This window comes from Ralstonia mannitolilytica, from assembly GCF_905397375.1.
Classification (GTDB): Bacteria; Pseudomonadota; Gammaproteobacteria; order Burkholderiales; family Burkholderiaceae; genus Ralstonia; species Ralstonia mannitolilytica.
Genome location: NZ_CAJPVG010000007.1, coordinates 47261 through 62637, shown reverse-complemented (window position 1 = coordinate 62637; position 15377 = coordinate 47261). Strand labels below are relative to the sequence as shown.

Below are 15377 nucleotides of genomic sequence, written 5' to 3'. Positions count from 1 at the left end.
CTGGCCTCGCCGCGCTGTGTGTTGTAAGGCATTCCGCAAACGTTCGGCACGGGAAGTCGGGTCCGGAAGCGATTGTCTGCCCGGAATGTTTCCAATATATTGGAAATATGGAAGAAACCCTCGTCATCCGTTCCTTAGCCGCGCTCGCGCACACCGTGCGGCTGCGTGTGTTTCGCATGCTCGTGGCGGCCGGACCCGCGGGCCTCACGCCGGGCGCCCTCGCAGAACAGCTGGACGTGCCCGGCGCGACGCTGTCGTTCCACCTCAAGGAGCTCATGAGTGCGCAACTCGTGACCCAGGAGCGGAACGGCCGCCACCTGATCTATCGGGCCGCATTCGCGCACATGAACGGGCTGCTCGGCTTTCTCACTGAAAACTGCTGCCAGGGCGCGCCGTGCCTCGATGTCAGCGCCGTTTCCTGCCAATGTTGATGCGCTTGCCTGACGTATGCCGACGAATGTCCTGATCCTGTGTACGCACAACTCCGCGCGCAGCGTGCTGGCCGAAGGCATGCTGAACCACTGGGCACGCAGGCTCTCCAGGGATGTGCGTGCCTACAGCGCAGGCAGTGCGCCAAGCGGCCGCCTGAACCCGTTTGCCGTGGAAGCGCTCGCCAATGCCGGCGTCGACGTGGCCGGCTACCACAGCAAGAGCTGGGATGCCTTCGCGGCAGACGGTGCACCGCACATGCGCATCGTCATCACCGTGTGTGACAGCGCGGCGGCCGAGGCGTGTCCGTATTGGCCGGGCAGCCCCGTCAAGGTCCATTGGGGCTATGCCGACCCGTCCAACGCCCCGGGCGGCGACGCGGACAAGCGCCAGGCCTTCGAGCTGACACGCCAAGCGATCGGCTACCGCATGCTGCAGTTGCTGGCGTTGCCGCTTGACACGCTGAGCAACGCCGAGCTTCAGACCGCGCTCGAGCGCATCGCGCAGACCTGAACGCCATGGCGGACCTGCGTACCCGGCTGCTGGCCGAATCGATGGGAACGGCGTTGCTGCTGGCCATCGTCATTGGCTCGGGCATCATGGCCGAGCGGCTTGCCGGCGGCAACGCGGCAGTGGCGCTGCTCGCCAATACGGCGGCCACGGTCTGCGGTCTGTACGTGCTGATCGAACTGTTCGGGCCGATCAGCGGCGCGCATTTCAATCCGGTGGTGAGCGCGGCGCTGGCCTTGCGTGGCGAGATGCCGCGTGCGGCGCTGGCGCCCTACATGGCCGCGCAGTTTGTCGGCGCCGTGCTGGGAGCGTGGCTCGCGCAGGCCATGTTCGACATGACGCTGCTGCAGTTTTCCACCCGGTTGCGCAGCGGGTCAGGGCAGTGGATGGCCGAGGCGGTGGCGACCGCCGGCCTGCTGCTCGTGGTCCTGCGCGCGCCGTCGGGCAGGGCATCGTCCCTCGTGGCCGCGTACATTGGCGCGGCGTACTGGTTCACGGCCTCGACGTCGTTTGCCAACCCGGCGGCGGCATTCGGGCGCATGTTCAGCAACAGCTTTGCGGGCATCGCGCCGGCAAGTGTTCCGGGCTTTGTCATGGCCGAGTGCGCCGGCGCGGCGATCGGGCTGGGGCTGCACCTGCTGCTGCAGCCGCGTACGGTGCAGCCTGCCCCGCCCAACCTCGTCGAGCGCTCAGGCGACTGAGCTGCGCCGCCTCACTTCACCAGCCCTTCGGCCTTCATCGCTTCGTGCACGGCGGGCCGCGCGCTCACGCGGGCCATGTAGGCCTGCACGTTCGGATAGGCCGTCATCGGCAGCGCGAGGAAGTTACTCCAGTTCAGCACCGTGAAGGCGTAGGCGTCGGCCACGCTGTAGGTCTCGGCCAGATACGGCTGCTTGGCCAGGCGGGCGTCGAGCTCGGCAAAGTGCTTGGCGAGCTTGTCCTTGGTGCTCTGGCGCGTTGCCTCGGGCGTCTCCTTGTGCCACAGCGGGCCGAAACCCTTGTGCAGCTCGGAGCTGATAAAGGTCAGCCATTCGATCACCGCCAGGCGATGGGCGCTGCCGGCCTTGCCGATCAAAGCATGCGCGGGATCGAGGTCGGCCACGTATTGGAGCAGGGCGGCGGCTTCGGTGTGGCGCGAGCCGTCGGAGAACTCCAGCAGCGGCACGTAGCCGCGCGGCGAGATCGTATAGAAATCCGTCCCGTCGGCGGTGAGGTGCTTGGCGAGGTCCACTGCGGTCAGGTCGAACTTTGCGCCCACTTCACGCAGGGCGATGTGTACGGCCAGTGAGCACGTGCCGGCGGCGTAGTAGAGCTTCATGAGAGATCCGTCTTGATTGCGTGTTGAGAACCCGTGACCACCGGGCGGCGGCAACGGCGCTGGCAACACTGTAGGATTGCGCAGATGCCAATGAAATAGGCGGGACAGAAAACCATGCTTGCACAAACGCAATACCGCCTGAGCGCCGCGGATCTCGAGATCGTCCTGGCGCTGGCGCGCGCCGGCACCCTGGCGGCCGCGGGCGAGCGGCTCGGGGTGGACGCGTCGACGGTGTTCCGGTCGTTGCAGCGCATCGAGCGCGGACTGGGCCAGGCGCTGTTTGCCCGCTCGCGCACCGGTTACCTGGCGGGCGAACTGGCGCTGCTGCTGGCCGAGCAGGCGGAGCAGGTGGAATCGGCCCTCGAGGCGGCCCGCGCCGTCGTCCATGCCGCGCCAGAAGAGGTCTCGGGCACGGTGCGCATCACCACCACCGACACCATCCTCGTGGGGCTCGTCGCGCCGGCGCTCAAGGCGCTGCAGGCGCAGCATCCGAACCTCGGCTACGACCTGCACGCGGGCAACGAGCTGGCGAGCCTCACCCGCCGCGATGCGGATATCGCCGTGCGCGCCACGCGGCGCCCGCCGCAGCACCTGGTCGGCAAGCACCTCGGCACCCTTCGCGTGGCGCTGTACGCGGGTCGGACGAGCGGCCTGACCTATGCCGACGTCGAGGCCGGCCGCACGCCGTGGATCGCCATTGACGAGGCGATCCCCGAACACCCTTCGGTGGGCTGGCGCAAGCGGCATTTTCCGAAGGTGGTGCCCACGTATTCCGTCAACAGCCTGCAGGTCGTGGCCGAGATGGTGGCCGCGGGCATGGGCGTCGGCATCCTGCCCGTGCTCACGGCGCGGGTGCGCAGCGACCTGGTCCTGCTGCGCGACCTGCCCGACGCCAACCCGTCCGAGCTGTGGCTGCTGACGCATCCGGAGTCGCGCCATCTGCGGCGCATCGCGACGGTGTACGGGCACCTTGCGCAAACGCTGCGCCTGGCCTGATCCGCAGGTGACGCACCGGGCCGGGCCCGAAGCCGGTCGGCAGCCCCCTCGCATGGGCGGACGGCCGCGCCTCAAGTTCGCGGCGGGGCTGCCGTAGCTTGCTCAGTGGCCCCCGACAGCCGGCAGTGATCCTGAAGGGCGCTACGGTCGCACCGTACGCAGACAGATTCATGCAGGACGTTCCATCCGGAAGCATCATGATCTCCTCCCTTCGCACCCGCATTCTCATCATCTCGTCGGCTACCGTGATCGGCGCATTGGCCCTGTCCGGCGCCGCCACGTATTCCATCGTGCGCAGCAACACGATGGAGAGCATCGACCAGAACCTCGCCGCCATCGCCAGCGGCAACACGCTGGCCATCGACAAATGGGTCGCGGCCAAGGCGCAGGCCGTCAAGGCCACCGCCGAGGTCATCGAGCACGGCGACCCGCAGGGCTTCGGCAAGCAGATGGGCAACGCCAACGGTTTCCCGATCATCACGATCGGCTGGACCGACAAGTCGTTCATCTCCACCAGCAGCACCACGCCCAAGGACTACGACCCCACCGGCCGCCCCTGGTACAAGCAGGCCATTGCAGCCGGCAAGCTGCTCGTCACCAAGCCGTATGGCGACGTGTCGACCGGCGTGCCGTACGTGTCGTTTGCGGCGCCCCTCGTGAAGAACGGCGAGACGGCCGGCGCGCTCTCGGGCGCCGTGCCCCTCGACGGCGTGCGCGAAGTCGTGGCCGCGGTGCATCCGACGCCATCGAGCCTGGCGTTTGTGGTGGCCAAGGACGGCCAGGTCATCGCACACCCCGACGCCAAGCTGATGCTCAAGCCGGCCACCGACGTGGCGGCATCGCTCACGGCGGAGACGCTGGCGAACCTGGCCAAGGCCACGTCGCCGCTGGAAGTGGAGCTGGCCGGCGCGGCCAAGCTGCTCAAGGCGCAGGCCGTGCAGGGCACCGACTGGTATCTGGTGATCGCGCTGGACAAGGCCGAGGCCACCGCCGGCCTGCGCAATGTCGTCAAGGCGCTGGCCGTGGCCATGGTGCTGCTGACGCTGGCGGCCGTGGGCATCGCCGCGTTCTTCACGTCGCAGTCGTTCCGCCGGCTGTCGCAGGTGCGCGATGCAATGGACACCATCGGCGCGGGCGGCGGCGACCTCACGCACCGCCTGCCTGTGGTCGGCAACGATGAAGTCGCGCAGATCAGCGCGTCGTTCAACACTTTCATCGACAAGATCGGCGCGGTGCTGCTGGAAGTGCGCGCCAGCGTCGAGAACATGAAGTCGGCCACCGGCGAGATCGAGATGGGCAACCGCGACCTGTCCAGCCGCACGGAAGCGTCGGCCAGCAACCTGCAGCAAACCTCGGCGGCGCTGACCGAGCTGACGACGAGCGTGAAGAGCTCGGCCGACGCCGCGATGCAGGCCACGCGCCTGGCGAGCGACGCCAGCCAGGCCGCCACGCGCGGCGGCGAGGTGGTCTCCAGCGCGGTCAGCACGATGGACGAGATCGCCAAGTCGTCGGCGCGCATCACCGAGATCATCGGCGTGATCGACAGCATCGCGTTCCAGACCAACATCCTCGCGCTCAATGCCGCCGTCGAGGCGGCCCGCGCTGGCGACAACGGCCGGGGCTTTGCCGTGGTGGCCGGCGAGGTGCGCACGCTTGCCCAGCGCAGCGCCACCGCCGCGCGCGAGATCAAGGACCTGATCCAGGCATCGGAAGCCAGTGTGAAGACCGGCGCCGAGCGCGTGCAGGCCGCGGGCGCGACGATGCAGGAGATCGTGCAGGGCATCGAGCGCGTCGCCCACATCATCGGCGAGATCGACGGCGCGATGCACGAGCAGAGCGCCGGCATCAGCCAGATCGACCGCAGCGTTGCCGAGATGGATCAGGCCACGCAGCAGAACGCGGCGCTGGTGGAACAGTCGACGGCCGCCTCCTCAATGCTCAACGAACAGGCGCACAGCCTGGCGCGCACGGTGGGCCTGTTCAAGCTGCGCGCCGGTTAAGCGCGCGGGGGCTACATCGAACGGCCGTCGAAGTGCTTGACGGGCACGCTGTCCAGGTCGATGTCTTCCAGGCAGCGGATGTTGACCGCGATCGTCGGTGTGCCATCGGGCATCTTGCCCTCGGCATACGGGTGGATGCCGCACGTCGGGCAGAAGCGGTGATTGATCACGTGCTTGTTGAAGACGTAGGTGCTGGCGTTGGCTTCCGGTGTGAGCAGGCGCACCTTGTCGCGAGGCACGAACCACAGCAGTGAGCCCTTGCGCCGGCAGATCGAGCAGTTGCAGGCCATGGCGCTTTCCGGGTGGCCTTCGACTTCGAAGGCGACGTGTCCGCAGTGGCAGCTTCCCTTGTGTGTCATGCAGGGCTCCTCGGGGGGTGGGATGGAATGGGCGGGCTCCACTATAGGCGACACCGGCGGATGGCCCAAAAACACCATCCCTTACAATGGCCCCCTTCGTAAAACCGCATCCGCCATGTCCGCACCGCTCGCCAACGACACCTTCCTGCGCGCCCTGCGCCGCCAGCCGACCGACTACACGCCGCTGTGGCTGATGCGCCAGGCGGGCCGCTATCTGCCCGAGTACAACGCCACGCGCGCGCGAGCCGGCAGCTTCCTCGGCCTGGCCAAGTCGCCGGCGTATGCGACCGAGGTGACGTTGCAGCCGCTGGATCGCTACCCGTTGGACGCGGCAATCCTGTTTTCCGACATCCTGACCGTGCCCGACGCCATGGGCCTGGGGCTGTCGTTCGCGCAAGGCGAGGGGCCGCGCTTTGCCAAGCCGGTGCGCACGGAAGCCGATGTGGCGGCGCTGTCGGTGCCGGACATGTCGTCGCTGCAATACGTGTTTGACGCCGTGGCGGAAATCCGCCGTGCGCTCGTCCAGGACGGCCGGCAGCGCGTGCCGCTCATCGGCTTCTCGGGCAGCCCGTGGACGCTCGCCTGCTACATGGTGGAAGGCGGCGGTTCGGACGACTTCCGCACCGTCAAGTCGATGCTCTACGCGCGCCCGGACCTGATGCACCGCATCCTGGAGATCAACGCGCAGGCCGTGATCGACTATCTGAATGCGCAGATCGATGCCGGTGCCCAGGCCGTGCAGATCTTCGATACGTGGGGCGGGGCGCTGGCCGACGGCATCTACCATGAGTTCTCGCTGGCCTACATGGCGCGCGTGGTGCAAGGCATTCGCGCTGGCGCCGACGGCCAGCGTGTGCCGGTCATCCTCTTCACCAAGGGCGGCGGCCTGTGGCTCGAAGCCATGGCCGAGACCGGTGCCGACGCGCTGGGTGTGGACTGGACCGTCAGCCTGCAGCGCGCCCGCCAGCGAACGGCGGGCCGCATTGCCCTGCAAGGCAACCTGGACCCCACCGTGCTGTTTGCCGAGCCGGAGGCGATCCGCGCGCAAGCGCGCCGCGTGCTGGAAGACTATGCAGCCGGCGGTGGCAGCGATGGCCACATCTTCAACCTCGGCCACGGCATCTCGCAGTTCACCCCTCCCGAGGCGGTGTCGGTGCTGGTGGACGAGGTGCACAGCTTCAGCCGGACGCTGCGCGCAAAGGCGGCTTAACGGGGCCATGCTGCGGCGCGATGGCGTTTGAATTGAGCCGTCGCGGTGCGTGAAGCCGGCGGCACGAGTGGAATCGTCGCCGCTTTGGTGCGCCGAGGGTGAGTGACTACTCGCCCGCCGGTGGCCCCATCTGGCCCTGGCCTGCTGTCAAGCGATTTATTTCGCGCGTTTTGGTGCGCAAGCGGGCTGTCAAGACTTGACTTATGCACAAAGCTGTCGCGGCGGGGTTTTTTCGCGGCGCAACAGGAGGTGCTTGCCACATCCATCGCATAAGTGTTTGATTTTTTTGGAAGAATGCGGCGTGCGCGGAAATCGTGCAAGCTAGAAAAGCGCTGGATTTATCGGCCTTCGCGGGCGCCGCGAGCGACTTTTCAACAAAGTTATCCACAGCTTGTGTGGATAGCCTGGAAAACCGGTCACCGATCAGGGCGTCAAGGCACAAATCTCAAGTAGTACTTGAACATCGCGCCGGCTGGGGCGGTCGTTGCGGCGGCAAGGTGAGATGGCGGGTGCGCTTTTCTGACGTGCGGCTGCGCCGATGCGCTGCAACAATCTCTTGGCCTTTCAACCGCTTGTGCTTCGCATGACCACCACCCACGTCGACGTTGCGATTACCGATGGCCCCGTGGCGGCCGCCATCGCGCGTGTCGTGATCGACACGCCGCTCGACGCCGTGTTTGACTACCGTTGCGCGCAGCCCGTGCTGCCGGGGCAACTCGTGGTCGTGCCATTCGGCAACCGCCGCGTGGTGGCGCTCGTGGTGGAGACCGCCGCCACCACCGACGTGCCGCAAGACAAATTGCGCGACGTCGAGCGCGTGCTGGACTGGGTGCCGCCGTTGGACGCCGAATGGCGTGCGCTGGCCGAATTTGCCGCGGGCTATTACCACCGCGCGCTCGGTGAAGTGACGCTGCCCGCGTTGCCGCCGCTGTGGCGGACCCCGGGCAGTTGGGACAACCTCGCCCGGCAGGCCACCGAAACGGTCTACGTGATGGTGGAGCCGGCCCGTGCGGCATTGCTGGACAGCGTTCCCAGGCGCGCCCCCGGCGCCATGCGGCTGGCCGAAGCGCTGACCGGCGACGGCGAGCTTTCCACCAGCGCCGCCGTCGCGCTGCACGGGCAGGCCATTGCCAAGCTGCGCGACTGGGCGGCGCTCGGCTGGCTGCGCGCCGAGTTGCGCCCGAAGCTGCTGCTGCCGCAGCCGCCGTCGCTGCCCGAGCCATCCGGCGCGCCGGCCTTGAATGCCGAACAGGCGGCGGCCGTGAGCGCCATTGCCGAGGCCGGAGCGCAGGGCACGTTCAGCCCCTTCCTGCTGTACGGCGTGACGGGCAGCGGCAAGACGGAGGTCTACCTTCACGCGATCGCCGACACCCTGGCGCGCGACCCGGCTGCCCAGGTCCTGATGCTGGTGCCCGAGATCAACCTGACGCCGCAGCTCCAGGCGCGCATCGCCGCGCGTTTTCCCGGCGTGCCGATGGCCGCCCTGCACAGCGGCCTGGCGGAGCAGCCGCGCGCGCTGAACTGGCTGGCTGCACACCGCGGCGAGGCGCGCATCGTGCTCGGCACACGGCTGGCGATGCTGGCGTCGCTGCCGAACCTCGCGCTCATCCTCGTCGACGAAGAGCACGACACGTCGTACAAGCAGCAGGAAGGCTTGCGTTATTCGGCGCGGGACCTGGCGCTGTGGCGGGCCAAGCAGCGCCAGATTCCCGTCGTGCTCGGTTCGGCCACGCCGTCGCTGGAAACCTGGTGGCGCGCCGAACAGAACGCCACCACGCGCCTGACGCTATCGCACCGCGCGCAAGCCGAGGCGGTGTTGCCGCGCGTGTCGCTCATCGACCTCAATCTGGAGCGCCGCGCCGGGCGGGAGATCCGCGACGGGCTGTCCAAACCGCTCGTCGACGCGATGGCGGAGCGCCTCGCGCGCGGCGAACAGAGCCTGCTGTTCCTCAACCGCCGCGGTTACGCGCCGGTGCTGTCATGCGATGCGTGCGGCTGGCTGTCGGGCTGCCCGCGCTGCTCCGCGTACCTGGTGCTGCACAAGCCCGAGCGCCGCCTGCGCTGCCACCACTGCGGCCATGAATCGCGCATCCCGCATCACTGTCCCGACTGCGGCAACGTCGATATCGCCCCGCTCGGGCGCGGCACGCAACGCATCGAAGAGACGCTCGGCGAGCTGTTCCCGCAGGCCCGCGTCGCCCGCATCGACGCCGATTCCACCCGCCACAAGGGCAGCGCCGAAGCGCTATTCGACACCGTGCACGAAGGCAGCGTCGATATCCTGATCGGCACGCAGATGGTCGCCAAGGGGCACGACTTCCAGCGCGTGACGCTGGTGGGCGTGGTCGCGCCCGATTCCTCGCTGTTCTCGCACGACTTCCGCGCGGGGGAGCATCTCTTTGCCTCGCTGATGCAGGTGGCGGGCCGCGCGGGCCGGGCGGGCTTGGCCGGCGAGGTGCTGATTCAGACGCGGTATCCCGACGCACCGGCGCTGCAGGCGCTGGTTCGGCACGACTATGACGGTTTTGCGCGCCAGCTGCTGCGGGAGCGCAAACAGGCCGGGCTGCCGCCGTTTGCCTATCAGGCGTTGTTGACCGCAGAGCACAAGGAAGTCGCACGCGCGCTGGAGTTCTTGGGCGCCGCGCGTTCGGCTGGTGAAGCCTTGGCCGCTGAATTGGGCGCGCCGGTGTTTTTGCATGATCCGGTGCCCATGACGATGGTGCGCCTGGCCAACCGCGAGCGGGCGCAGTTGCTGGTGGAATCGGGTTCTCGCGCGGCGTTGCAGAAGCTTTTGACGGCCTGGACTGAGGGGTTTGCGGGGATTGGCAAGACTGTGAAGGGGGTGCGGTGGCAGTTGGAGATTGATCCTTTGAGGATTTGAGGGCTGGTGGTCCACCCTCCTTTCGTTCCCTGCCGGGACCGACTTACTTTTCTTTGGGCAAGACCAAAGAAAGTGAGTCGGTCCCGGCAGGGGATGAAACAAGGGATGCACCAAAAGCCAAAAAACCCACCCACCAAAACAATAAAGTCGCCCCAAAAGCCCCCAACCCCCTCTCCGGTTGCACCCCAATCTACCCATTTCGAACCAAGGGGTTTCACTAGGTTGCACCATCGGCTTCGCCAGGCGTATGATCCGCCCAATTTGCCGGCCACAAGCCTTGGCAATGGCAGCTTTGGATAGGAACCCACATGGCTACAACCACCCTCGGGGTCAAGCTGGACGATGCTTCGCGTGAACGCCTCAAGCGCGTTGCGCAGTCCATTGACCGCACGCCGCATTGGCTGATCAAGCAGGCGATCTTCACGTATCTGGATCAAGTGGAGCGGGGGCAGCTGCCAACTGATGCAAACGGCCCGGCGGCGGATGGCCTCCCGTCCGCCGCCGCAGCCGTCTCGGACGTGCACGAGGGTGACGAGCCCACGGTGCAACCGTTCCTCGAATTTGCGCAGAGCGTGCAACCGCAATCGGTCCTGCGCGCTGCCATCACGGCGGCCTACCGCCGGCCGGAAACCGAAGCCATTCCGATGCTGCTGGAGCAGGCCCGCCTGCCGGGCGCGCTCGCCTCGGACGCGAAGCAGCTCGCCCGCAACCTCGCCGGCAAGCTGCGCACGCAAAAGGTCGGCACCGGCCGCGAAGGTCTGGTGCAGGGCCTGATCCAGGAATTCTCGCTGTCGAGCCAGGAAGGCGTGGCGCTGATGTGCCTGGCCGAGGCGCTGCTGCGCATTCCCGACAAGGCCACGCGCGACGCGCTCATCCGCGACAAGATCAGCAACGGCAACTGGCATTCGCACCTCGGCCAGAGCCCGTCGCTGTTCGTGAACGCGGCCACCTGGGGTCTGCTGCTGACGGGCAAGCTGGTCGCCACGCACAATGAAGCGGGCTTGTCGCGCGCGCTCACGCGCATCATCGGCAAGAGCGGCGAGCCGCTGATCCGCAAGGGCGTGGACATGGCGATGCGCCTGATGGGCGAGCAGTTCGTCACCGGCGAAACCATTTCCGAAGCGCTGGCCAACGCGCGCAAGTTCGAAGCCGAGGGCTTCCGCTACTCCTACGACATGCTCGGCGAGGCCGCGATGACGGAGGAAGACGCCCAGCGCTACCTCGCGTCGTACGAGCAGGCCATCCGCGCGATCGGGCAGGCTTCGGGCGGGCGCGGCATCTACGAAGGGCCGGGCATCTCGATCAAGCTGTCGGCGCTGCACCCGCGCTACAGCCGCGCGCAATACGAGCGCACGATCAACGAGCTGTATCCGCGCGTGAAGGGTCTGGCGATGCTGGCCCGCGAATACGACATCGGCATCAACATCGATGCGGAAGAAGCCGACCGCCTGGAGCTGTCGCTCGACCTGCTGGAGCGCCTGTGCTTTGCACCGGAGCTGGCCGGCTGGAACGGCATCGGCTTCGTGGTGCAGGGCTACCAGAAGCGCTGCCCGTTCGTGCTCGACTACATCATCGACCTGGCCCGCCGCAGCAAGCATCGCCTGATGATCCGCCTGGTGAAGGGCGCGTACTGGGACAGCGAGATCAAGCGTGCGCAGGTCGACGGGCTGGAGGGCTATCCGGTCTACACGCGCAAGGTCTACACCGACGTGTCGTACCTGGCGTGCGCACGCAAGCTGCTGGCCGCGCCGGACGCGATCTTCCCGCAGTTCGCCACGCACAACGCGCACACGCTGGCGGCCATCTACCACATGGCCGGCCAGAACTATTACCCCGGCCAGTACGAATTCCAGTGCCTGCACGGCATGGGCGAGCCGCTGTACGAACAGGTCGTCGGCAACAAGCCGGGCAAGCTGAACCGCCCGTGCCGCATCTATGCGCCGGTCGGCACGCATGAAACGCTGCTCGCCTACCTGGTGCGCCGTCTGCTGGAAAACGGTGCCAACACCTCGTTCGTGAACCGCATTGCGGACGAGTCGATCCCGCTGGACGACCTCGTCGCCGACCCGGTGGAGGTGGTGGAGAAGATGCACGCCGAGGAAGGGACGCTCGGCCTGCCGCATCCGAAGATTCCGCTGCCGCGCAATCTGTATGGCAACGTCCGCGTGAACTCGGCCGGTATCGACCTGGCCAACGAGCAGCGCCTGGCGTCGCTGTCGTCGGCGCTGCTGGCGGGCACGAGCACGGTCTGGACGGCCGAGCCGACCATCGGCGATGCGCCGTACACCGGCGGCACACCGCAGCCCGTGCGCAATCCGGCAGACCTGCGCGACATCGTCGGCCACGTGACCGAAGCCAATGAGGCGGACGTCGACGCCGCACTCGCGGCCGCCACGGCTGCCGCCCCAATCTGGCAAGCGACGCCGCCGGAAGCGCGCGCCGCGCTGCTCGATCGCGCCGCCGACCTGATGGAAGGCGAGATGCAGCACCTGATGGGCCTGATCATCCGCGAGGCGGGCAAGACGCTGTCCAACGCCATCGCCGAAGTGCGCGAGGCCGTCGACTTCCTGCGCTACTACGCGGCGCAGGTGCGCGGCGGGTTCTCGAATGACACGCATCGCCCGCTGGGCCCGGTGGTCTGCATCAGCCCGTGGAACTTCCCGCTGGCGATCTTCACCGGCCAGGTCAGTGCCGCGCTGGCTGCGGGCAACCCGGTGCTGGCCAAGCCCGCTGAACAGACTCCGCTGATCGCGGCGCAAGCCGTACGCATCCTGCGCGAAGCCGGCGTGCCGGCCGGTGCCGTGCAACTGCTGCCGGGCCGCGGTGAGACTGTCGGCGCGGCGCTGGTGAAGGACGGGCGCACCAAGGGTGTGATGTTCACCGGTTCGACCGAAGTTGCGCGCATCCTGCAGCGCACGCTGGCCGGCCGCTTGGATGCCAACGGTGCGCCGATCCCGCTGATCGCCGAGACCGGCGGCCAGAACGCGATGATCGTCGATTCGTCCGCGCTGGCCGAGCAGGTGGTGGCCGATGTGCTGTCGTCTGCGTTCGATTCGGCGGGGCAGCGCTGCTCGGCGCTGCGCGTGCTGTGCCTGCAGGATGACGTGGCCGACCGCGTGCTGGCGATGCTCAAGGGCGGCATGGCCGAACTGGCGATGGGCAATCCCGACCGGCTGTCCACCGATGTGGGCCCGGTGATCGACGCCGAAGCGCGCGACAACATCGTCGGCCACATCGAGGCGATGCGCGCCAAGGGCCGCCGCGTGCACCAGACGCCGGTGCCCGATGCCTGCGCGCACGGCACCTTCGTGCCGCCGACGGTCATCGAGCTCGACAGCTTGTCGGATCTGACGCGCGAGATTTTCGGCCCCGTGCTGCACGTGATCCGCTGGAAGCGCACCGCCGACAACACGGGCCTGACCAAGCTCATCGAACAGATCAACGGCACGGGCTACGGTCTGACGCTGGGCATCCACACGCGCATCGACGAGACCATCGCGCACGTCGTGGATCGCGCGCACGTCGGCAACCTGTATGTGAACCGCAATATCGTCGGCGCCGTGGTCGGCGTGCAGCCGTTCGGCGGCGAGGGCCTGTCGGGCACCGGCCCGAAGGCGGGCGGCCCGCTGTACCTGCTGCGCCTGCTGTCGACGTGCCCGCAGGACGCCATGCGCACCGCATTGCAGCTGACCGCAGGCGCCGGCACCGAAGTCGACACCGACGCGCGTCGCGCGCTGCTGGCCCCGTTCGATGCCCTGACGGACTGGGCCCGCAAGCAATCGCCGGCGCTGGCAGCGCTGTGCGAACGCCTGGCGGCCGCCACGGCGACGGGCGCCACGGCCACGCTGCCGGGCCCCACCGGCGAGCGCAATACCTACACGCTGTTGCCGCGCGATGCGGTGCTGTGCGTGGCGGCGGATCCGGCCGACTGGCTGCGCCAGCTGGCGGCCGTGCTGGCCGTCGGCAGCGTCGCTGTGGTGCAGGAAAACCCTGCCATTGAAGCGGTACTGCGTACCCTGCCGGCGGCAGTACAATCGCGCGTCCGCGTGGTGGGGACGCTGGAAGAAGCGGCCTTCGACGCGGTGCTGCACCACGGCGATTCGGACCATCTGCGCGCCATCTGCGAAGGCCTGGCGCGGCGTGCCGGCCCGATCGTCGGCGTGCAAGGTCTGCCGCATGGCGGGGAAGGGCTGGCGCTGGAGCGCCTGCTGATCGAGCGTTCGCTGTCGGTCAATACGGCCGCGGCGGGTGGTAACGCCAGCCTGATGACCATCGGCTGACGGGGAGCAAGAGCAGGATTCGCGGTTCGATTCGTACGACGGGTGCGGATGGGATGCGAAGCGGGAGGAGGGCGGCGGTGATCCCGTCGCGCTATGGATCCAAATTGCGTTTGAACTAGGAGACGCACAAATGAAATTGAAGCAACTGTGGGTGGCGGCGGCGCTGTGTGCGCTGGGTGGTGCAGCATCGGCGCAGGAAGTCATCAAGCTCGGCTACGCCGGCCCGATGACCGGTCCCCAGGCCCAGTACGGCAAGGACATGCAGAACGGCCTGACGCTGGCCGTGGAGGAGTTCAACGCCACCAAGCCGAAGATCGCCGGCAAGGAAGTCAAGTTCCAGCTGATCTCGGAAGACGACCAGGCTGACCCGAAGACCGGCACGACCGTCGCGCAGAAGCTCGTGGACAGCGGCATCAAGGGCATGCTCGGCCACTTCAACTCGGGTACGACCATTCCGGCTTCGCGCATCTACAACAATGCCGGCATTGCGGAAATCGCGATGGCCACGGCGCCGGAATACACCAAGCAGGGCTACAAGACGACGTTCCGCATGATGACTTCCGACACCCAGCAGGGTTCGGTGGTCGGCACGTACGCCGTCAAGAAGCTTGGCTACAAGAACATCGCCATCATCGATGACCGCACCGCATATGGCCAAGGCCTGGCGGACGAATTCGAGAAGGCCGCCAAGGCTGCCGGCGCCACCATCGTGCGTCGCGAGTTCACCAACGACAAGGCGACCGACTTCAAGGCCATCCTCACGCAGATCAAGGCCAAGAAGCCGGACGCCGTGTTCTACGGCGGCGCGGAAGGCCAGTCGGCACCGCTGGTCAAGCAGATGCGCGAGCTGGGCATCAAGTCGACGCTGATCTCGGGCGAAATGTCCAAGACCGACGAGTTCATCAAGCTGGCGGGCGCGCAGGCTGCCGAAGGCGTGGTGTGCTCGCTGGCCGGCCTGCCCCTGGAACAGATGCCGGGCGGCGCCGCTTACAAGCAGCGCTATGAGAAGCGCTTCGGCACGCCGGTGCAGACGTACTCGCCGTACGCCTATGACGGCGCGATGGCGCTGATGCAGGCCATGGTCAAGGCCGGCTCGTCGGACCCGGCGAAGTACCTGCCGATCCTGGCTGCCACCAACATGCAGGGCGTGACCGCCAAGCACTATGCCTACGACGACAAGGGCGACCTGAAGGACGGCGGCATCACCGTCTACAAGGTCACCGGCGGCAAGTGGGTCCCGCTGGAGAGCGTGGGCGGGAAGTAATCCGTCCGGCTTCCGCCGTCCGCAGTATGAGAACCGCCCCCCGGGGCGGTTTTTCTTTGCCTGCGGTAATGCGCTCAAAACGCAGACTTGCCGGTATCTGCATCGAAAATCATCGATCTATTGTTAAATA

At 67.4% G+C, this 15377-nt stretch carries 11 protein-coding genes; 9 read left to right on the top strand and 2 right to left on the bottom strand.

Annotated elements, in window-relative coordinates; genetic code table 11:
* Positions 1-107 precede the first annotated feature (107 nt).
* From KHN96_RS14320 to KHN96_RS14310, 3 genes are read left to right on the top strand one after another with little or no spacing between them, the layout of a single operon-like run.
* On the top strand, positions 108-431 hold the full coding sequence (locus tag KHN96_RS14320; RefSeq protein WP_045785271.1) for an ArsR/SmtB family transcription factor: 324 nt from the start codon (positions 108-110) through the stop codon (positions 429-431).
* Between the two features lie 16 nt (positions 432-447).
* Entirely contained in the window at positions 448-942 is a 495-nt protein-coding gene (locus KHN96_RS14315) for an arsenate reductase ArsC (protein ID WP_045785270.1), read from the top strand.
* A 5-nt stretch (positions 943-947) separates the two neighbouring features.
* Positions 948-1640: an aquaporin gene (locus KHN96_RS14310; RefSeq protein WP_045785269.1), complete on the top strand. Its 693-nt coding sequence runs from the start codon at positions 948-950 to the stop codon at positions 1638-1640.
* 11 nt (positions 1641-1651) lie between these two features.
* Here the strand turns inward: KHN96_RS14310 and gstA are convergent, their stop codons facing one another.
* Positions 1652-2257: a glutathione transferase GstA gene (gstA, locus tag KHN96_RS14305; RefSeq protein ID WP_045785268.1), complete on the bottom strand. Its 606-nt coding sequence runs from the start codon at positions 2255-2257 to the stop codon at positions 1652-1654.
* A gap of 114 nt (positions 2258-2371) precedes the next feature.
* On the opposite strand from gstA, the gene KHN96_RS14300 reads away from it, so the two are divergent.
* Together KHN96_RS14300 and KHN96_RS14295 are read left to right on the top strand one after the other, a co-directional pair.
* Entirely contained in the window at positions 2372-3253 is an 882-nt protein-coding gene (locus KHN96_RS14300; RefSeq protein ID WP_045785267.1) for a LysR family transcriptional regulator, read from the top strand.
* A 197-nt stretch (positions 3254-3450) separates the two neighbouring features.
* Complete coding sequence (locus KHN96_RS14295; protein ID WP_045785266.1) at positions 3451-5253, top strand: methyl-accepting chemotaxis protein; 1803 nt, start codon at positions 3451-3453, stop codon at positions 5251-5253.
* A gap of 11 nt (positions 5254-5264) precedes the next feature.
* Here KHN96_RS14295 and KHN96_RS14290 read toward each other — a convergent pair whose 3' ends face one another.
* Positions 5265-5612 carry a GFA family protein gene (locus KHN96_RS14290; protein WP_045785265.1) on the bottom strand — a complete coding sequence of 116 codons (348 nt, stop codon included), beginning with the start codon at positions 5610-5612 and terminating at the stop codon, positions 5265-5267.
* A gap of 115 nt (positions 5613-5727) precedes the next feature.
* Here KHN96_RS14290 and hemE point away from each other — a divergent pair, with 115 nt between their 5' ends.
* The 4 genes from hemE to KHN96_RS14270 all read left to right on the top strand — a co-directional run bounded on the left by hemE (position 5728) and on the right by KHN96_RS14270 (position 15247).
* Entirely contained in the window at positions 5728-6822 is a 1095-nt protein-coding gene (gene hemE, locus KHN96_RS14285; RefSeq protein ID WP_045785264.1) for a uroporphyrinogen decarboxylase, read from the top strand.
* A 583-nt stretch (positions 6823-7405) separates the two neighbouring features.
* A complete protein-coding gene (locus KHN96_RS14280; RefSeq protein WP_045787704.1) occupies positions 7406-9703 on the top strand; it encodes a primosomal protein N' in 2298 nt (765 codons plus the stop codon).
* Between the two features lie 308 nt (positions 9704-10011).
* On the top strand, positions 10012-13983 hold the full coding sequence (gene putA, locus KHN96_RS14275; RefSeq protein WP_045785262.1) for a trifunctional transcriptional regulator/proline dehydrogenase/L-glutamate gamma-semialdehyde dehydrogenase: 3972 nt from the start codon (positions 10012-10014) through the stop codon (positions 13981-13983).
* A 130-nt stretch (positions 13984-14113) separates the two neighbouring features.
* Positions 14114-15247, top strand: coding sequence for a branched-chain amino acid ABC transporter substrate-binding protein (locus KHN96_RS14270; RefSeq protein ID WP_045785261.1), 1134 nt, complete (start codon positions 14114-14116; stop codon positions 15245-15247).
* Positions 15248-15377 lie beyond the last annotated feature (130 nt).